14 protein-coding genes and 1 tRNA gene are annotated in these 20,735 nt (G+C 38.9%); 6 read left to right on the top strand and 9 right to left on the bottom strand.

The features are described 5' to 3' along the window. The first annotated feature begins 5 nt into the window (after window positions 1–5). From ccsA to AAC026_RS03880, 3 genes are all read left to right on the top strand, one after another. Entirely contained in the window at window positions 6–2,537 is a 2,532-nt protein-coding gene (ccsA, locus tag AAC026_RS03890; protein ID WP_339609254.1) for a cytochrome c biogenesis protein CcsA, read from the top strand. Between the two features lie 94 nt (window positions 2,538–2,631). Beyond that, window positions 2,632–3,927, top strand: a complete 1,296-nt coding sequence (locus AAC026_RS03885; RefSeq protein WP_339695164.1) for an aminotransferase class V-fold PLP-dependent enzyme — start codon at window positions 2,632–2,634, stop codon at window positions 3,925–3,927. Between the two features lie 67 nt (window positions 3,928–3,994). Further along, window positions 3,995–4,780, top strand: coding sequence for a Rossmann-like and DUF2520 domain-containing protein (locus AAC026_RS03880; RefSeq protein ID WP_339695162.1), 786 nt, complete (start codon window positions 3,995–3,997; stop codon window positions 4,778–4,780). Window positions 4,781–4,789: 9 nt separating this feature from the next. Here AAC026_RS03880 and AAC026_RS03875 read toward each other — a convergent pair whose 3' ends face one another. The 4 genes from AAC026_RS03875 to AAC026_RS03860 form a co-directional block, all read right to left on the bottom strand. Beyond that, the gene (locus tag AAC026_RS03875) at window positions 4,790–10,315 is read right to left on the bottom strand and encodes a hypothetical protein (protein WP_339695161.1); all 5,526 of its coding nucleotides are present in this window, start codon (window positions 10,313–10,315) and stop codon (window positions 4,790–4,792) included. A gap of 487 nt (window positions 10,316–10,802) precedes the next feature. Beyond that, complete coding sequence (locus tag AAC026_RS03870; protein WP_339695159.1) at window positions 10,803–11,966, bottom strand: AIR synthase related protein; 1,164 nt, start codon at window positions 11,964–11,966, stop codon at window positions 10,803–10,805. A 90-nt stretch (window positions 11,967–12,056) separates the two neighbouring features. Next, complete coding sequence (locus AAC026_RS03865) at window positions 12,057–14,120, bottom strand: OmpA family protein (protein ID WP_339695157.1); 2,064 nt, start codon at window positions 14,118–14,120, stop codon at window positions 12,057–12,059. A gap of 39 nt (window positions 14,121–14,159) precedes the next feature. Then, window positions 14,160–14,660: a hypothetical protein gene (locus tag AAC026_RS03860; protein ID WP_339695155.1), complete on the bottom strand. Its 501-nt coding sequence runs from the start codon at window positions 14,658–14,660 to the stop codon at window positions 14,160–14,162. Between the two features lie 142 nt (window positions 14,661–14,802). Between AAC026_RS03860 and AAC026_RS03855 the strand changes: the two genes are divergently transcribed. Next, window positions 14,803–15,471, top strand: a complete 669-nt coding sequence (locus tag AAC026_RS03855; RefSeq protein WP_339695154.1) for a DM13 domain-containing protein — start codon at window positions 14,803–14,805, stop codon at window positions 15,469–15,471. A 5-nt stretch (window positions 15,472–15,476) separates the two neighbouring features. Beyond that, window positions 15,477–16,325, top strand: coding sequence for a hypothetical protein (locus AAC026_RS03850; protein WP_339695152.1), 849 nt, complete (start codon window positions 15,477–15,479; stop codon window positions 16,323–16,325). Between the two features lie 57 nt (window positions 16,326–16,382). On the opposite strand, the gene AAC026_RS03845 is transcribed toward AAC026_RS03850, so the two are convergent. Together AAC026_RS03845 and AAC026_RS03840 are read right to left on the bottom strand one after the other, a co-directional pair. Next, entirely contained in the window at window positions 16,383–17,180 is a 798-nt protein-coding gene (locus AAC026_RS03845; RefSeq protein ID WP_339695150.1) for a (Fe-S)-binding protein, read from the bottom strand. Window positions 17,181–17,194: 14 nt separating this feature from the next. Next, window positions 17,195–18,517 carry a 4Fe-4S dicluster domain-containing protein gene (locus AAC026_RS03840; RefSeq protein WP_339695149.1) on the bottom strand — a complete coding sequence of 441 codons (1,323 nt, stop codon included), beginning with the start codon at window positions 18,515–18,517 and terminating at the stop codon, window positions 17,195–17,197. Window positions 18,518–18,616: 99 nt separating this feature from the next. Here AAC026_RS03840 and AAC026_RS03835 point away from each other — a divergent pair. After that, window positions 18,617–18,689 (top strand) — tRNA-Phe (locus AAC026_RS03835). Window positions 18,690–18,808: 119 nt separating this feature from the next. Here the strand turns inward: AAC026_RS03835 and AAC026_RS03830 are convergent. From AAC026_RS03830 to AAC026_RS03820, 3 genes are read right to left on the bottom strand one after another with little or no spacing between them, the layout of a single operon-like run. Then, window positions 18,809–19,621, bottom strand: coding sequence for a pseudouridine synthase (locus AAC026_RS03830; RefSeq protein WP_339695148.1), 813 nt, complete (start codon window positions 19,619–19,621; stop codon window positions 18,809–18,811). A 50-nt stretch (window positions 19,622–19,671) separates the two neighbouring features. Beyond that, window positions 19,672–20,241: an SMC-Scp complex subunit ScpB gene (scpB, locus tag AAC026_RS03825; protein WP_339695146.1), complete on the bottom strand. Its 570-nt coding sequence runs from the start codon at window positions 20,239–20,241 to the stop codon at window positions 19,672–19,674. Continuing rightward, a complete protein-coding gene (locus AAC026_RS03820; RefSeq protein WP_339607342.1) occupies window positions 20,241–20,627 on the bottom strand; it encodes a TraR/DksA C4-type zinc finger protein in 387 nt (128 codons plus the stop codon). Before AAC026_RS03820 ends, scpB begins: the two co-directional genes overlap by 1 nt. Window positions 20,628–20,735 lie beyond the last annotated feature (108 nt).

The raw sequence follows: 20,735 nt of genomic DNA, 5'->3' as shown, positions 1-20,735 counted from the left end.
CAATTATGGTACACACTGGCATAGGCAATACTGGCCACCTTCTTATTATCATTTCCTTTATTACCTCATTAATGGCTGCCTTTGGTTATTTCAAAGCCACTAATAATAACGAAGTAGGAAAATCTCCATGGATAAGCTTCAGTCGTACCGCTTTTATACTACACGGTCTTTCAGTTATTGGTGTGGTGGTTACGCTCTTTATAATTATTTACAATAATTATTTTGAGTACCATTATGCATGGAGCCATGCTTCTAAAAATCTACCGCCCTATTATATGATCGCTTCTTTCTGGGAAGGTCAAGAGGGTAGTTTTATGCTTTGGTTATTTTGGAATGTTCTTTTAGGATTTATTATTATCAAAACCAACCGTAAATGGGAAGCTCCAGTTATGACGGTTTTTGCGGTTGTTCAGGCATTCCTAGCTTCTATGATTTTAGGAGTAGTAATTGGAGATTTAAAGATTGGTAGCTCACCATTTTTATTACTCAGAGACGTAATGAATGAGTCTATCTTTTTGATTAATCCTGATTTCGTTCCTGAAGACGGTACTGGCTTAAACCCACTTTTGCAGAATTATTGGATGGTTATTCACCCTCCTATGACTTTCTTAGGCTTTGCCTGTTCTTTAATCCCATTCTCATATTGCATTGCTGGTCTTTGGACTGGTAGATTTAGAGAGTGGGTAAGACCTGCTTTGCCTTGGACTATTTTCGGTACCATGATTTTAGGCACTGCCATTATTATGGGTGGCTACTGGGCCTATGAAACCCTAAACTTTGGAGGTTATTGGAACTGGGATCCAGTTGAAAATGCGGTGTATGTGCCTTGGTTAATTATGGTGGCTAGTATTCATACCATGATTACCTTTAAGAAAAGCGCAACAGCTTTAAAAACATCCATCATTCTAGTAATCATCTCTTTCATTCTTATTCTTTATTCCACCTTTTTAACCAGAAGTGGAATTTTAGGAAATGCGTCTGTACACTCGTTTACCGACTTAGGTCTCTCAGGGCAATTGCTTATTTACTTGATGTTCTTCTTGATTATCTCAATCGTATTTGCTGCTAGGGTATGGAATAAAATTCCTTCTTCAGAAAAAGAGGCATCAACCTATTCACGCGAATTTTGGATTTTCATAGGTGCATTAACACTCTGTCTAATGGCCTTCCAAGTTCTAATTCCTACTTCTTTCCCTGTATTCAATGCTGTCATAGAGTTCTTTGGAGGAATTTCTACTCTTGCTCAACCAGCCAATCAAGTAGAATTCTACTCTAATGGGCAAGTATGGTTTGCCATTGCTGTAGCTCTACTGAGTGGAACTGGCCAATTCTTCTTTTGGAAGAAAATGGATAAACAGAAACTTATTGCTTCACTTACTTTTCCTCTACTGATTTCATTATTACTAAGTGCTACTATCTTCATTTTAGCTGACGTTCACAATCTGGTTTACATTGTTGTTTTGGTAGCTGGCATGTATTCGATAGTAGCCAATTCAAAAATATTATTCGAGTTATTAAGAAGTAAAAGTTTCAAGCTAGTGGGTGGCTCCGTTGCCCATATTGGTATCGCCATGATGTTGATTGGAATTATGTTTTCAGAAGGTTATTCTCAGGCCATTTCAAGAAGTACTTTTATCATCAGTAAGGAATGGACAGACGATCAAAACCAAACTAATATTCCACTTTTCTTGAATGAACCTACTTTTATGGAAAGGTATGAAATTACTTACCGCAATGAGTTGATGAAGGTCAATGACATTCCAGGTTATGTCAAGAAATCTAACCTAAACAATACTGAAGATCCTTATTACAAAGTAGTTAAGCAAAACATTGTTATTGATAGTAAAACCTATGCCCAAGCTGGTGATACTGTGTATGTTCAAAGCCCTGAAAACTTCTACTACCAAACAGATTATAAGGATTTAGAAACTGGTAAGGAATTTACCCTATACCCTAGAATTCAGGTTAACCCGCAAATGGGCGATGTAGTTTCTCCCGACATTAAAAAACTCTGGGGAAGAGATATCTATTCCTATGTTTCGGTGAAGCCAAGTTTTGAAGAAGACATTGAGTGGAGCGAAAAAATAGAGGTTGAAGTAAAAGTAGGGGAACGCTTTTTCATTAATGATTATGTAGCCGACTTCAATGGCTTAGAAAGGCTTGACCGGATGAGTTTTGCCGACCTTGGGCCAGAAGATGTAGCTGTTAGGGCCAACATTATTGTATATGCGGAAGACAATGAAAAATATCTAGCTCAACCTATTTTCATTATACAAAATGGGCAAGTCGGAAAACAACCTGATGTAATTAAAGAAATAGCTTCCAAGATTTCAGTGGAAAGCATCAACCCTGATACGGGCTCCGTAACCTTAGGCTTAAACACAACCCAAAAGGATTTCATTATTATGAAGGCATTGGAGAAGCCTCACATTAATGTGCTTTGGATTGGTACATTGGTGATGATTGCAGGCTTTATTATAGCCGTTAGAAGACGCTATATTGAATTCATGCAAATGAGAGACAAAGGTATTGAGTAAAACTGCCATAGTCTGACATATTTACCTCTCTTCTAATCAAGGGTTTCAAAACGCTGAAAAATGCCTAATTTGAGTTCACTAAACCTTTTAGGCTATGAATTCACGCAGGTCATTTATCCAAAAATCCTTTTTAACGGCAGGAAGTCTTTCGCTTTCTTCATTTTTTAAAAAATCTGTTGCCGAAGATGTGAGTCAGGCAATGGTAGAAATAAATCAGCTTTCTCCTGAGGCTGCTGCCCAAGACGAGGAACTTTGGGCAAGGATTCAGCAGGCCTATACTACTTCCCCAAACATCATTAATTTCAATAATGGTGGTGTAAGCCCACAGCCAAAAGTGGTGCAAGATGCTGTTATTCGCTATTACCAATATGCTAACGAAGCACCCTCTTATTATATGTGGCGGATTCTTGATCAAGGCCGTGAACCTGTTCGGGACAAGCTTGCCGAACTCGCAGGATGCTCTCCAGATGAAATAGCCATCAACCGAAACACCACCGAAGCCATCAACACGGTAATATTTGGAATGAACTTAAAAAAGGGAGATGAAGTAATTCTGACCAAATATGATTACCCAAACATGATAAATGCGTGGCGGCAGCGTGAAAAAAGGGATGGAATAAAATTGGTCTGGTTGGATTTAGATTTACCCAATGAAAACGATGATGTTATTGTAAAACAGTTTACGGATGCGGTAACGCCACGAACACGTGTTTTTCACATTACCCATATGATCAACTGGACGGGCCAAATTATGCCAGCCAAGAAACTCTGTACCGAAGCCCGAAAAAGAGGAATTGACTCCGTTGTAGACGGTGCTCACACTTTCGCTCATCTAGATTTTAAAATTTCTGATCTCGGTTGCGATTATTTCGGAACCAGTCTTCACAAATGGCTTTGTGCACCTTTCGGAACAGGAATGCTTTACATTAGAAAGGAAAAAATAAAAGATATATGGCCACTTTTGGCTTCACCCGAAGACCAAGAAACGAATATTCGAAAGTTCGAAAACATTGGTACTCGCTCTTTTGCTACCGAGCAAGCCATTGGCGGAGCACTCAACTTTCATAACGCAATTGGCCAAGAGCGAAAAGGAGCCAGATTAGAATACTTGAAGCAATATTGGGCCAAAGAGGTTATTCAACATAAAAACATTATTCCATACACTTCATTAAAACCAGAATTTAGCAGAGCACTATGCAACTTCGGTGTGGTAGGAATGACAGCAGGAGAGGTGCACAATAGGCTTTTTAATGAATACAAAATACATACAAGCCCAGTGCAGTGGGAAAGAGTAAATGGACCAAGAATTACCCCGCATGTATATACTACAAAGTATGATTTAGATCGATTAACAGAAGCAATGCTTAAAATTGCAGAGACACCTAAGTAAACTTTATTGGAGAGAAGAACAGCGCTTTCGATATCAACCATTCCATTCGTTTTTCTAACTTCGAACCATGAGCTATCAAATAGGCATTATAGGCACCGGGAATGTTGCTTGGCACTTGGCCAGAGCATTTGAAAATGCTGGACATATAATTACCGATATCTACAATAGAGATATAAGCAAAGCCAAACACTTTGCTTTAGACTTCTTTAATGCCAAAGCCACTAACAAACTCAACTTTGAAAATAGCAGCGCTCAAGTATTTATTTTGGCTGTTTCTGATGATGTGATAGAGAAAATTGCTCCTGAAGTTCTACTTCCAGAAAATGCCGTTTTAGCCCATACTTCAGGGTCTGTAGCAATGAATGCTTTGGGTTATGCCCGAACTGAAAACCAAGGGGTATTTTATCCACTTCAAACTTTTAGCAAAGGCAAAGCAGTCGATTTCTCTGAAATTCCAATTGGGATTGAAGCGGAAAACAAAATAACCGAAAATGCCTTAAGTATTTTGGCCAAAAGCATTAGCAATAAAGTACAGTTGATGGATAGCCGCGATAGAAGAACTATTCACTTGGCAGCCGTATTTGCTTGCAATTTCACAAATCATTTGTTCACGATTTCAAAAAGTATTCTGGAAGATAGAAACCTAGACTTTGGTTTGCTTGAGCCACTAATCATTGAAACACTCAACAAGTCGCTCGAAATAGGCCCAAGTAATGCTCAAACTGGCCCAGCTAAAAGGGGAGATTTAGAAACACTAGATAATCATTTCGAAGCCTTATCGAAGAGCCCAGATATAGCGGAAATCTATCGATCTATATCTCAAAACATTATTGATTATTATTCTGAAGAATAGACTTTAATCTTACCTCACTAAAATCTTGATTGTAGTGATTTTCCTATCACGGTCAATAATTCTAATCAGATTTAAGCCTTTAGGTAAATCTTTAGATTCTAGTTCCAAATAACTAGAACTCACCTTAATCTCATGGCTTGAATGACTCACCACCACCCCACTTGTAGTTACTACTTGAAGTTCTATTATCTGATCCTCAGGTGTCTTATAAGCAAGTTTAAATTTCTCTCCAAAAACAATTGGATTAGGGTAAACACTAAACTCATTTTTGGTTTCAAACTGGTTCTTACTAAGAGATACCCTTTTAATTTCTGAATATTCAAATTCTCCGTTGAAGTCTGTTTGCTTTAAACGATAGTAAGATGTTCCGTTCAAAGGTTCTAAATCATTATAGGTATAGTTCAGTATTTCATCACTATTCCCAGCTCCCTCAAGAGCTCCAATTGCCGTAAAATCCTTTCCGTTAGCACTTCTTTCAATCGTATAGAAAGCATTACCAATCTCGCTAGCAGTTGTCCATTTAAGTTGAACCGACTCGTTATTGATATTCTTAGCATCAAACGAAATTAAGGTTATTGGCAAAGCGTATTTTTCAGTTGCTCCTAAGGTGAAAAACTGAGTGTCCGCCAAATTGACCCTAAAAGTTACAGTCTTCTTTACTGCATCGATTGTAGTAGGTGCTTGTAACGTAACTCCGGAAGTAAAGTCTCCATCCGCATCTAGCATTAGCCTTACCAGGTTCAGGTTATTAGTTCCCACACCAGATGGGCCCCCAATTGAAAATAAATCAAAGGTTAAATCAACAAGCCCAACCGTTCCTGTTTCTTGAACATACCATTCTCTGAACAATCTACTTTTCACTTGAGCAGTGTTGAATTCAACATTTCCGTCTGCTTTTGTACCAGTCAGCGGCTTATTTTCACTTCCCCATACCGAAAACGAATCATCAACTCCTATAGGGCTAACTGTAGCCATTTTAACTATTGTACCAGCATTGGAGCTTTTAGAAGTCTCTTGAAGGAAACAAGAGTTATCATCTCGTGCCAAACCAGAAATGTTGTAATTATAGGTTGGCTGCTCTGTCCAGTCCCATGTAATTCCACCGTCCGAAGCCAAGTAATCTTTTTCCCCAGTACCACCAGCTCTCGTAATACCATATTTCAAAGCAAGGTATGAATCCACTCGAATACGTTCATTTGCTGTTAAAACTCTTGAAAAGGCAATTGCTTCGGCTATATCTCCTTGAAGTTGGGAATTTACCGTGTAATCATCATTATTACCAATACCCATAGCCGTGCCTCCATTTAGAGAAACGTTATCTGAAGTTCCCGAGCCTACGTTTGCGGCATCAACATACAATTCAACGGCTCCCGAAACAGCTTTTACTCTTGTCCCCATTGCAATATGCGGGATTCCATTATTATATGTACTTGTGCTATTGGCATCTCGACCAGAGCTATTTGAGGCATTAAAATGAACCAAACCATTAGCCAAACCTAAACCGTAATCCGCAGAATTGGACGTCTTACCTGAGCTCATCAGAACAGGAGAATCTTCAAAATTTGTAGTATTTCCTCCAGTTTGCGTAGTAGAGAAAACTGTAGCTAAAGTCATATCATCGCTTACTACATTTCCATTATCTGTTCTAATAAAACCAAGGTCGGTTGAGCCTGGGTCAGAAAAGCGAACGACCGGATTGAAATTAAAAGTAGAAGTTCTCAGTTTTGGCCCTACTGGTGGCAGCCCTGGAGTACTTCTAGCTCCATCATTATCACTGGTGCTTTGATCTGTCCAAGTATTAACAACCGCATCATTTGTAATGGCATCAGGGCCATTATTGGCTTTTAACCACATAGCCAAACCACTTGTTACCCCACCAGGACCGCAAAGCTCTACTGCGGTTCCTAAGGTAAAGTAATCTCCATCTGAAAAATCAACATTCTCGAAAGTCAACACATTCCCATTAAAGGTTCCACCACCTACTGTTGTACCAGAAGCCATAGTAGAGCTACTAGATCGTATTAATTTAAAATCCGCGGCAGATGAAGAGTAACCTAAACCAGTAAGATCAAACGATATAGTGGTATTGCCCACTGTTCCCGTTTCGTCTACCCTCCAAACTCTTCTCATTCTCTCGGTTACTCCTGTAGGAACATCAGGAGAACCTCCATCATTTGCAGCATTTACAGCGTTCGATTGCTCTCTGTCAGCATTGTCGTTACCCCAAACCATAAATGATTCATCGGCTGTAAAACTGTTAAGATTGGATTTATTATCTGCTGCAATTCCTCCTAAACCAATGGTCACTATAGCATCAGCATTAACGCTTTTAGATTGTTTTTGCTCAAAGCAAGAATCATCATCTCGGCCAATACCTGCTATATCGTTGTTATTAGATGAATTATCTGTAGCATTCCAAATTACCGAACTAGAGGAGTTTAGGTAATTTTGTGCAGAACCTTGATCTAGCGTTATACCATACTTGATAGCTAGATAACTCTGAATTCTAAGATGTTCATTGGTGTCATCAGGGCGTACTGAAAAGGAAATGAGTTCTGCGATTTGGCCATCATAAAAAGCATTAGCACTTAAAGTGTTAGTGGCAAAATTACCCAGATTATAGTACACGTCAGATGAAGTAAGAAATGACCCTTCGGTAAAATCATTTCTCTTAGCTCCGTTAATATAGATATCTGTTCCATTAGCTCCAGCATTATTCCTTACACCCATAAGAAAATTTAGCCCTGGGGCTACAGAGGTTGCTCCGTATGAAGCACTCTTCACCATAGATCTCCAAGTCGGGGAGGTTCCCATTAAATGGGTGAATAGTTCATTACTCGTAGAGCCTGACATATTTCCTATTCCAAAACCGCCCAAGTTATTGGCCGTAGATCCGTCAAAACCAACTATTACATCAGCTGTTGTTGAATGAAATTTCAACACATCAGGATTGAAAACAAAGTAATAGGCCGTAGAGTTAAAGCCCGCACTTCCGCCAAGATGTTCAGAGTTACTCTCGTCAAAGTTTACCGCAGGGTTAAAATTTATGGAGTTGGTTACATAATTAGGGTAATTTGAGACCCCTGTAGCGTCATTTCCACCTGAAAAATCACCCCAAGACGAAACATCAGCACCATTAACAGTTGTATTTGGCCCGTTGTCTGCTCTTAACCATAAAGTTAAGTTTGTAGTCACATTACCTGGTCCGCAACTTATAAAACCTGTACCTAAGGTGAAGTATTCTCCATTTTGAAAGTCTACTCCCGAAAAAGTAATTGTGCTACCGCTTAAAGTCCCTCCTGTTATAATCTGAGAAGAAGTAAATACTCCCGCAGAAGAGTTGCCCGCGATGAGCAAGCTATAATCGGATTCGGCAGGTGTTCCTCCATTAAATGTAAAACCAGAAATATCGAAAGACACACTATTATTACCTGTTTCACCAGTTTCTCCCACTCTCCACACTCTTTCTACCCTTCTAGTAATCAGCGGAGGAACATCTGTGGTTTCGTCATCATCCTTATCACCACTATCATTTCCCCAAATCAACCATGAGTTGTTGTCACTAAACGAACCACCATGATCCATAGTAACCACAGAACCAATGTTCTCACTTCTGGATTTTATCTGTTCAAATTCCGAATTATCGTCTCTCGCTATTCCAGCAATGTCTTTATTATACTCTAAGTACCCCCCAATCGCAGCACTATTAGTGGTATTAAATGTTATGGCTCCTTGAGAGTCTACGTAATTAATTGGGGTAGATTGGTTGAGCGTAATTCCATACTTTATTGCTAAATAGCTTTCAATTCTATTCCGCTGAGTCAGAAGAAAAGCACCAGGTTCATTACAGTAAATCAGTTCTGAGATTTCACCATAATATGAGTTTGGACTACTGCTGCTACCATTGTCATATCTAGAGTCACCATCTGAAGCACCGAACTCAATCCCATCAGTATCACTATAGAGTAGGCCAACATTATTCAAAGTTCCAAAACTCTGCCCATTCAAATACCCTTTAACAGTGCCTGTTGAAGATGTATTTCCATTGAATTCGAGTGTAACAATGTACTCAGTATTAGTAGTTAAGCCTGTACTTATAGTAGCTACATTCGTTGTGGTGTTCCATGGAGATCCGCTACCGTCACTTGCTCTATTCCAAGACGAAAGGTAAATGTTCCCATCACGTAGGTAAACAGTTATACCTCTAGTATTTCCTCCCTGTTCATAAAGTACTTGCCGAGTGTTAATATCAGAAGTACTTGTTCTGAAAGCTAGATTGATTCCTTTTCTGGTATAAGGTCCGCCTGTATTAAATGCCAAGTTATTGGCAATTGTAAGACTGGTGCTCCCACTAGTGAAATCAACTGTTGGATTGAAGTTGATATTACTAGTAGTGTTTCTGTATGTAGGCGCAGCAACTCCAGTAGTTGCATCATGATTTCCCACCCATTGATCTTGCCAGTCTGTTACGGTGCTTCCGTCAGTGGCAGTAGTTACGCCAACATTTGCCTTCAACCATGTAGTTAGAGCTGCTTTATACCCCCCTGGGCCAGTTCCAGGTGTTAAACAATTATCTGCTGAAACTCCAGCCGATAAACCTGCTACCAAATCAAGCCCAGAATTACTGGATAAAGTATTGGTCGGAAAAGTGAAGATATCAGTTAAATCATGGTCAGTTGCATTGGTATCAAAAGCAAAAATGGAAAAACCATAAATCACTTGATTTTGAGATACTCCTAATTCATCGAAGGAAACCGCAACCCCTTGTAAACTTTGAGCACTTTGCCCAAAGATGGTACCAATATTAATAATTGGCGATGGGTCTAATCCAGTGTCCTGTCTTCTTAAAATAAGAAAGTTGTCAAAAGAACGACCTCCATTTATACCTGCATTTGTTGGGTCAGGCCAGTCAGAGTCCTCAATATCGATCATCGCCCCATATGTAGCTGGGTCTCCGTTAATATCCAAAGATAGTATTGCCGCTATCTTTATTTGATCATTGCCCCCTCTTTCGATAATCGGAAAAACAGCACTATCGGGTTCGCAGGTTACCAAGCCTGTATACCAAATAACATCCAAACGTTCTACTTGTGCTTGAATAGTGTTCAACCCCTCATCATCAGTATTTACCATGATATTATCATAGCCTGCATTGAGAATGCCAGATTGGTAAAGTGCGTCAGCATCTCCCACTTCATCTGCGTCTAAATCCAATTCACCAGGAGTAAGTGGCCCAAATGATGGATCAGTAATGCTTGTTAGTGTGTACCAAATATTAATATATGCCTGATCATCGGTTCTTCTAATAATCAAAGTGTCAGGCAGAACAAAGTTGTTGTAAAGTCTTCCACCTACAGTGTACGATTCAATTTTTAAATTATCACCTGTTCCATAATTCACATTATAGGGTAAGCTTGGCTGAATGTCATTAATAGCATCACTTGGAGCTGTAACTAACACAGTTGATGGAACCGAAGTAGGTAATGGACTAACGTAATTGATAGAGGTTATATGAGATTGCCCTAACAACGTCATGTTTAGGCTGCTGAGGACCAGCAAGACCATGATTATTCTCCCGAAAAAAGTACCAACTAAGTACACGTACCTCACCTTTTGTTTTAGTTAAAACTTCTTGTCATAGATTTTTTTCTACAACATTGAAAAATGTTTGAATACTCCTTTGAACAGCTTTTGTCCAAAATCAAATGGTTAAGAAAATAGTGGGTTGAGGAAAATACTAATGATGCAAAGTTGGTGGCTTTGCTCTGAATCCTAGGCGAAAGGGTGACAAATGTATATTATTAATTTGTTAATCAAAAATAATATTACGCTACTTGCATACAGTAATTAGCAGTTAGACACAAAACAGGTTGCGAAGATTGGACTCTTGAACTTGATAAAAATAAATAGCGATGGTAGTGATAAGCTACAAAATTAGATTTTTGAACTCCCTTAATATCAAGCCATCACTCCTAAAATGCACAATATTAAATTATTGTTAATTCAATAAAGTCAGCTTCTCTTAGTAAGTAAAGTTTCCGTAAGCTGACTTTATTGTCAGTTCTTTAGATTTCGAAGTGTCTACTCTACCAACAATTTGGGCATCGATGTTAAAGCTCTTTGAAATAGAGATAATTTCTTCAGCAAATTCTTCATCAATATAAACCTCCATTCTATGGCCCATATTGAAAACCTTGTACATTTCTTTCCAGCTGGTGCCGCTTTCTTCCTGAATCATTCTAAACAAAGGAGGAAGTTCAAAAAGATTGTCTTTTACAATATGAACATAATTAACAAAGTGAAGCACTTTGGTTTGAGCTCCTCCACTACAATGAATCAACCCACCAATTTGATTTCGAAATTTCTTGAGAATCTCCACCATTACAGGGGCATAAGTTCTTGTCGGTGATAACACTAATTTGCCTGCATCAAGTGGACTTCCTTCTACAGCATCTGTCAATTGATAGTTACCTGAATACACTAAATCAGAAGGCACTGCGTGATCGTAACTTTCTGGAAATTTAGTAGCTAAGTCTTTATGGAATACATCGTGGCGAGCAGAAGTAAGCCCATTCGAGCCCATTCCTCCATTGTACTCATTTTCATAGGTCGCTTGACCATAGGAAGCTAAACCAACAATGACTTGGCCTGGCTTAATCTTTTCATTGGTCACTACATCTTCCCTTTTCATTCTGGCGATTACCGTACTGTCCACTACAACGGTTCTTACCAAATCTCCCAAGTCAGCAGTTTCACCTCCAGTGCTAATAATGTTCATACCATTATCTCTGAGCATCTGAAGTACTTCTTCGGTACCATTAATCAGCTCAGCAATAACTTCACCTGGAATTAGGTTTTTGTTTCTACCAATAGTTGAAGACAGAAGAATATTATCTGTAGCTCCAACGCAGAGCAAATCATCAATGTTCATAATAATGGCATCTTGAGCAATGCCACGCCAAACCGAAAGGTCTCCCGTTTCTTTCCAATACATATAAGCCAAAGCTGACTTTGTGCCCGCGCCATCGGCATGCATGATATTGCAAAAAGCATCATCATTACCCATAAAATCAGGAACAACCTTGCAAAAAGCAGTAGGAAAAACTCCTTTGTCCAAATTCTTGATTGCGTTGTGAACATCTTCTTTTGAAGCTGAAACGCCTCTTTGCATGTACCGGTCGCTCATATCTGATAATTTAAGATCACAAAAATAAAAAAACCCCGTATGACGGGGCTCTTTTTTCAGGTTTTTAATCTGCTTACAAATTTATGCAGCTTAATTGTCTTTATATTCAATCACTTTGAACTCCGTTCTACGGTTTTGTTGATGCTGTTCTTCGGTGCAGTCTGCATCGTTACCACAGCCATTAATCAACTGAGATTCTCCATAACCTTTAGCTACAAGCCTGTTTTGAGAAATTCCTTTTAGAATCAAATAACGAACAGCTGCTTGAGCTCTTCTTTCAGAAAGGTCTAAGTTAAATGCATCTTCTGCACGTGAATCGGTATGAGAACTCAGCTCGATTTTGATATTTGGGTTATCTTTCAAAAGCTCAACCAGTTTATCTAACTCTATTGCAGCATCTGGTCTAATTTCAGCTTTGTTCAAATCGTAGTAAATATTCTGAAGTACAATTGTTTTCTCAAGAATAATAGGGTCTAAGGTTAAAGAGGATTCAAACTTTTTTGTGGTAAATCGTTCTACTAAGTCCTCTTGCTTAACCTCTCCTCCTATGGTTGAAAATGCTCGTCTTTTCGCAAAGAAGTTCGCCTTTTCACCTAATAAAATGTATTCTTTTTCAGGATCTACTTTGAATTGGAAGACTCCGCCACGGCCCGTTACTTGATCGTCAACAATTTGATTATCGGTGCTCATAAGCTTTACTCGCACATCAGGTAAAACACTTTGCGTGCTGTCTTCATTCAGTTGATAAGTTACACCTGCTAAAATGTACTCGATTTTCTTCAGGTCAGAAGAGTTGTCTACGAACGTATAAATATCGTCATCTCCCTTTCCGCCTGGGCGATTAGAACTAAAAAATCCCTCAAAAGGAAAATCAGAATAGACTAAGCCAAAATCATCGTAGGATGAATTGATAGAAGGCCCCATGTTTGCGATGGTAATATTTCCGCCTTCATTAATGGCCACAAAAACATCGAGCATTCCAAAACCAGCATGGCCAGTTGAAGAAAAGTAAAGCTTATTATCTGGCGAAACGTAAGGAAACATTTCATCTTCGGGCGTATTGATGGTTGGCCCCATATTCTGCACATCGGCCCAGCGACCTCTCTCATTCAGCCTTGTTCTATAAATATCTGAGCCACCCAAACCACCTGGTCGGTCAGAAGCAAAATAGATTGTTTTTCCATCGCCACTAAAAGTAGGGCTACTGTCCCAAGAATCTGGACTGTTGATAGGCATAAGCTGTGGCTCAGACCATTCTCCATTCTTCTTAGTTGAAATAAATAAGTCTATGTTGAAACGCCCTCTTTTATCAGCAGAGTTACCCTTTGCAAAAACCACCGAATTTCCATCGGGCGAAAAGGCAATGGAACCTTCATTTATTTCTTCATCATTGAATAAGTCTGAAAGCTTTTCAATAGATGAAGCATCCATATTCAGTCCGTTGGTTTGTACTTTATATAAATCGGTAAAGGGAATTCCATAGCGTTCAAATTTTGCTTGCTCTCTACCCGTAGCAAAATAAAGTTCATTGTTAAAAAAGTAAGGACTGTATTCTGCATTTTCAGTATTAATCCCTTCCGCATTCTTGACATCAATATTTCGAACATTCAAGCTAATACTATCTAACTTATTGAGGTTATTCAGTTCACTTTTTGCTCGATCCACAAAACTTTCTACTGTGGCATATTGAAGGTAGGTCTGAAGCACATTTTTAGCATCGATGTACCGTTCTGTTGACTTCAAAGCTTGTGCATAATGCAATTCCATTTCGTCATCAGCAAAACCACCTTCTATGGCTTTAGCATAATAATTGGTTGCTTCATAAATTCGGTTGGTCTTACGATAAGACTCAGCAACATAATAGTTAAATACCGGAGATTCAGGATCAGCTTCCAATTCCTTTTTATAGTCTTCTATTGCTAGATTATAATTTGCATTCTCATAACTTTTCTTAACCTTGGCTTCTTTAGGTTTTTCTATTTCGGCCTCTACACCACCAGTCAAGCTCCCCACATTGTTAGTTTGGTTATTTGTAGGCCGGTTGTTTTTAGAAGGAGGAGTTGGGGTATCTACCCCTAAAAAATTTTGTGAAGATTTACACCCTACTAGGAGGGCAATCATTAAAATGCCTATATATTTTATCCGATTCCTCATTACCGTGTAAATTAGCGAAATAAGCTGAATGCTAATACTCTATACGCTTGTAGTCTGCTTAAAGTATCTGTTTAGCCAAGTTTTACCAGCTTGAACGCACCAATCATTTTCCAGTTGACCTTTTGTTTGAATAGTGTTGTCGAAAAAAAGTGTTTCGGCAGAAATTCGCCCGCTCTCCACTTCAGTTTTTATTTGACTTAAGGGTACCAGTTCTACTTCATTATTAATTAAAAAAGCAATGTTGGTACGTTGAAAAAAATCAACTCCTAAATCTGAGGAAAGTTGTTGAACAAACCTTACTTGGGTATCGATAGAACAACCGCTGGCCGCATTAAACGATTCGTCTGTACAGATCATTAGAAAATAATCATATTTAATTACCCCCGAAGCCATTAAATCATTGCCGTGTGCAGCCCATTGATTTAAGAAAACATCAAGTTTATCTAAGCATTTTTCCTGATCTAAGGCAGTCAATTTTCTATCAGCCTGATATATCCAGATGCGAGAGTTTTTACTGAGTTTGTCAAAATCGGCTAGCATAGTCTTTTTTATTCAAATGTCGTTCACTTGTCATTTTGAACCAACTATAACGGATAATAATTCCTTTTCGGTTGTTGTAGATGCGAGATAAAGAATCTTTGAACTAGAGGAGTTTGAAATCAAGACCTGAAAATTACTCAAAATGAAACATATTAAACTTTACCTTTCAATTCTTTCAATGGCTTGGCTTTCTAGCTGTATTGGAACTGATATTGTGGAAGACATTGCGGTTCCCGAAACGATTTCCATTAACAATGCCATAGATAGCCTAAAGGTTGGAGAAAGCTATACCTTCAGTGCTGATTATTTCAACGGACTTGGTGAGCCCGTTCAGGCTATGATTACATGGTCAAGCTCAGACCCGTCTATCATTAGCATTGAGCAAACTGGCAGTGCTCAAGCCATTGCCGCAGGAAACGTATACATTAAAGCCGTAAAAGGTAATAATGCGGATTCTGTAAAAGTGAATGCCGGAAACACCACTTCGGTATTGGCAAACAAAAGACAGGGCACTTTTATGGGAAGAAACAATTATTCTGTTTCTGGAAATTTCAGCTTACAAGAAGTTAATGGAGATCTTACTCTCATTTTTGATGACAACTTTCGAGCCTCAAACGGACCTGGGCTTTACGTCTATCTATCAAATCAACCTACCAGTATTACTGGAGGAGAAGAGGTTGGGAAATTAATGAAAAACTCAGGAGCTCAATCATACTCTATTGCAGCAAACATTCAGCTCACTACCTACAATTATGTGCTAATATATTGCAAACCCTTTGGAGTACCGTTTGGTACTGGCTCTTATAATTAACCGTCATGAGAAACATTTATTTATTAATCATATTGCTTTGCCTTAACCTAAATTCATATGCTGGAGGTGGATGGCCACAGCCTAAAGGCAAAGGTTATTTTAAGCTTGGTTATTACGGCATAGTATCTAGCAGCTATTATTCGCCCAATGGTAATATTTTAGATATTTCTACAGCGGGTATTCATATTGCCAATTTCTATGGAGAATATGGATTGACCAAACGCTTGACAGGGATTGCTTATGTTCCTTTTTTTTCTAGAGCTACGCTAAACGAACAAAAGTCGGCAAGTACAGGAAATGTGATTTCTGAGGGTGATGCTGTAAACTCATTTGGAGATACTGATTTGGGCTTTAAGTATGGGATCATTGTGGATAAACCTATTGTTGTGAGTGCTTCCATTACGTTTGGAATTCCGCTAGGGAACAGTATGGGTGGAAGAACAGAAGTGCTACAAACTGGAGATGGAGAGTTCAATCAAATACTGGGCATAGAAGCAAGCAGGGGGTTAAATAAGGGGAAATCATGGGTATCAACTTTAATTGCCTTCAATAATCGATCTGAAAGTTTTTCAGATGAGTTTAGAGTTGGTATCGAGCTTGGAACCAAACTAGGAGATAAATGGCTAGCCAATGTAAAAGTACTAAGCGTAAATTCATTGAATAACGGAAACGATCTTGAAACGCCTTCCAACGGAATATTCTCCAACAACATTGAATACCTTGCTATTACCCCAGAACTCGCATATCAATGGAATGATAAATGGGGCGTTTCGAGCGCCATAGGTTTTGCCGCTTCAGGAAAAAGAGTGTTAGCAAGCCCCTCAGTGTCCTTTGGCGTATTCTTTAATTTGTAAATGGAGAAAATCTTAAAATGAAGCCTCTGGAAATCAATTATTCTAGAGGCTTTTAACTTATAAGCCTTCGTTTTTAGCAATCAATTCAGCTAAATCCATTACTTCAACGTTTTCTTCCTTGTTTTTGCTTTTCACACCATCCCTCATCATTGTCATGCAAAACGGACAAGCCGAAGCAACAATACTCGCACCTGTTTCAATGGCCTCTTCGGTTCTTTCAACATTTACTTCTTTGTTACCTGGCTCTGCATCTTTAAACATTTGAGCACCACCAGCACCACAACAAAGCCCTTTTGTTCTGCAACGCTTCATTTCAATTAGCTCGGCATCAAGTGCTGCTAAAACCTCACGAGGAGCCTCGTAAATATTGTTCGCCCTACCCAAATAACAAGAATCGTGATAAGTGATTTTTTTTCCTTTAAATTCTCCACCGCCTTTCAAGCCCACTTTGCCTTCGTTAATTAATTGCTGAAGGTAAGTAGAGTGATGAATCACTTCGTAATTACCCCCTAGCTCTGGATATTCATTTTTAATGGTATTGAAACAATGCGGACAAGCCGTTACGATTTTCTTAACATTGTAAGTATCTAAAACTTGAATGTTGGAAACCGCCTGCATTTGAAACAAAAACTCATTTCCAGCTCTTCTGGCAGGGTCGCCAGTACAGGTTTCTTCTGGGCCTAAAACGGCAAAAGAGATTCCTACTTTATTCAATATTTTAACAAAAGCTTGGGTTACTTTTTTATATCTGTCGTCAAAAGAACCAGCACAACCCACCCAAAAAAGTATTTCAGGAGACTCACCTTTGGCGGCCAAATCGGCCATAACGGGTACATTATTCAAATTATCACTCATGATTTCCTTCGTTCTTAAGATTTAGACTCCATTTCCTCTGCCCATTTAAACCTGTCTGTTGGTGGAAATTTCCATGGTGCAAAATTGGTTTCCACGTTTTGGAACATGCTGTTCCATGAAGCAGGCGACCCTGATTCTTCCATGGCCACGTACCTTCTCATTTGTAAAATAATGGCCAGTGGGTCAATATTAACTGGGCAAGCTTCCACGCAGGCGTTACAGCTTGTACAAGCATTAATTTCTTCTTTGGTAATGTAATCACCCAATAGCGATTTACCATCTTCTAACCCTTTACCTCCTTTGGCCAAACTAGCGCCCACTTCTTCAGCTCTATCACGCGTGTCCATCATGATTTTTCGAGGAGAAAGTTTCTTGCCAGTCATATTTGCCGGACAGTTGTCTGTACAGCGGCCACATTCTGTGCAAGAATAGGCATTCATGATATTTACCCAACTCAAATCATTTACATCTTTGGCACCAAACCTTGCAATTTCTGCTGGAGGCTCATTGGCATTTTCAGTAGGCATGCCCAACATCATTTTCACTTCGTTGGTAACTTCTGCCATGTTTTCCATTTTCCCTTTAGGGTTTAGGTTCGAATACCATGTGTTTGGAAAGGCCAAAGCGATGTGTAAATGCTTGGAATAAGTAACATACACTGCAAAACCTAAAATTCCGACAATATGGAACCACCATGCAAAACGCTCGATAAAGATCAGGGTAGATAACTGCATCCCTTCGAAAAGCGGCACGATTAAACCACTAAAAAAGAAAGCTCCAGTTTGTGGGTAATGCTCGTCCTGACCTTGAATCAATGAATCCGTAGCGTTCATAGTAAGTATAGCAAACATTAAAACAATCTCGATCACTAAAATAAGATTGGCATCTAATGTTGGCCACTTCTTCATTTCATTGCCTTGGAAACGCTTCACCTTCACTACATTTCTTCTGATGAGAAAAGCAATGCAAGAAAACATTACCCCCACAGCTAGAAACTCAAAGATATTAATGAGCACCGTATAGAAGCCTCCCAGCATTGGAGCAAAAATTCTGTGTGTTCCCGCAATTCCGTCAATTACGAATTCAAGTACTTCAAGATTGATTACCAAGAAGCCTACATAAATAAGCATGTGTAAAAAAGCAGGTACAATGCGCTTGAACATTTTCTTCTGACCCAAGGCCACCAATAACATTGTCTTCCACCTTTCTGGACTAGAGGTTCTTCCAGAAGCCTTTCCTAAAAAAATATTCTTTCTGATTCTAGTAATGCGTTGGTACAGAAAATACGTTGCTACAGCCACTACAATCAAGAAAACGATTTGAGATATATACTGCATAGGTTAGGGCTTCTAGGGTTAATAAATATTCAGACCTGAAATTATTGAAAATGTTTTGTACGGGTAAACTTTTTGTATACTTTTGTGCCTCCAATTGAGGGTGCTGTAGCTCAGTTGGTAGAGCATCGGACTGAAAATCCGTGAGTCGGTGGTTCGAATCCACTCAGCACCACGTTGCAAAAGCCTTCCAGAAATGGGAGGCTTTATTTTTTGCTCTTCAGTTAACAATAATTTCATTCCACTGGGCATAAACAAATATACATAATGAAATTAAAATAGTATGCATGCATACTATTTTTTAAGCTTCATCAATTCTTTCTCAGTCAAAAAGCGCCATTTACCCCTCGGCAAGTCCTTTTTGGTCAACTCACCATAAACCACACGGTCTAGCTTTTCTACTTTGTAACCTAAGTGTTCGAAAATTCTGCGGACAATTCTGTTCTTGCCCATGTGAATTTCAATTCCTAAAACAGTGCCGTCTGAGCTTGTTACAGCCAAGTCATCTACAGGTGCGGGACCGTCTTCCAAAGTCAGGCCAGCTTTGATTTTCTCAAAATCATCTTCATCAATTGGTTTATCTAACGTAACCTGATAAATCTTTTTCACCTTATGAGAAGGATGCGTAAGCTTTTTTGCCAAATCGCCATCGTTAGTAAAGATCAGCAGGCCAGTAGTAGCTCGATCTAATCTCCCTACTGGAAAAATTTGTTCTTCGCAAGCATTCTTGATCAAATCCATCACAGTTCTTCTGCCTTCAGGATCGCTTGTGGTACTGATAAAATCTTTGGGCTTATTGAGTACTAGGTACACTAGTTTCTCTCTTTTCAAGACGTTTCCTTCGTAAGAAACCTTATCGGTTGGTTTTACTTTGTAGCCCATTTCGGTTACTACTTCACCATTTACCTTAATTTCTCCTGCTTCGATCAATCGGTCGGCCTCACGTCTAGAACATACTCCTGAGTTAGATATATAGCGGTTAAGCCGTATTTCACTTGCGCTTGCCCGCCCTTTTTGTACGAGTTCGCGATCGTAAGTAGGTGGAGTCTTTGGTGTATTTTTAACCTTATTGAAGAAAGGCTTTTTGGGTCTGAATTTCTTTGCCATAATGATGCAGTATCTCTACTGGAATATAAGCAAAGGTACGAAAAGCTTATCTAGGAATCTCCTTCTGTTGGTTGGCCTATTTCGTTTTCCTCTGTAGCAAAGTCTTTTGGGGTAGGGAGGTCTTTAAGACTGTTAATACCGAAGTAGTCCATAAATTTTTCTGAGGTTCCGTAAAGCAATGGTCTACCTACATTTTCAGACTTACCTTTAATTTCAACCAATTCCTTTTCTAACAATTTCTGAACGGCATAATCGCAGTTTACACCACGAATTTGCTCCATTTCAGATTTGGTAACAGGTTGTTTATATGCAATGATAGAAAGGGTTTCTAACGCAGAAGTTGAAAGCCTTTTCTTTGATTGTTGTTTGAGTAAAATGCCAATACTGGCCTGATATGCTGATTTGGTGAGAAAATGGTAGCCCCCTCCACTTTTAATGATAGTGAAAGGGTATTGATCATCGGCATATTTTTCTTCTATCCTGTTTAGCGCAGTCAAAATATCCTTTTCTGGCACATCTGCCTCGAACATTTCACTCATACAGGATTTCAGCTCTTCTATTTTTATCGGCTTTTCGGAACAAAAAACGAGGGCCTCAATATGGTTTCCCAGAAAATCCACTAACTCCTTTGTGCTAACTTAGCTTCAATAGAGTGCATAGTATGAGGCACAGCTTTAAGTCTTTCTTTAGAAATAAGTTTACCAGTGTCTATACAAACACCATAGGTTCCGTTCTTAATTCTAATCAAAGCATTCTCTAAGTTATTGATGAATTTCTGTTGTCTTGCAGCAAGCTGATTAAGGTTTTCTTTTTCTAATGTATCAGCTCCATCTTCCAAAACCTTGGTAGAGTTATTAGTTATATCTGTGCCTGTATCTCCTCCTTTAGAAATACTTTTTTTCAATTCATTAAACTCACTTTTAGCTTTTTCTAGCTTGTCGTTGATGAGCGCTTCAAATTCTTTTAATTCACTATCTGAATATCTCGTTTTTTCTCCTTGGCTCATATTTGGTTTTGTTTAAATGTACTCGTATAAAAGTCGCACTAAAATAGCCGACCTCCAAGAAAACGCAAAGGCTTTCAATTAATTTTTAAGAGAACAGAATAATGAGAT

This window comes from uncultured Roseivirga sp., assembly GCF_963973945.1.
In the GTDB taxonomy this organism is placed as follows: Bacteria; Bacteroidota; Bacteroidia; order Cytophagales; family Cyclobacteriaceae; genus Roseivirga.
This window is presented reverse-complemented; position numbering and strand designations above follow the sequence as displayed.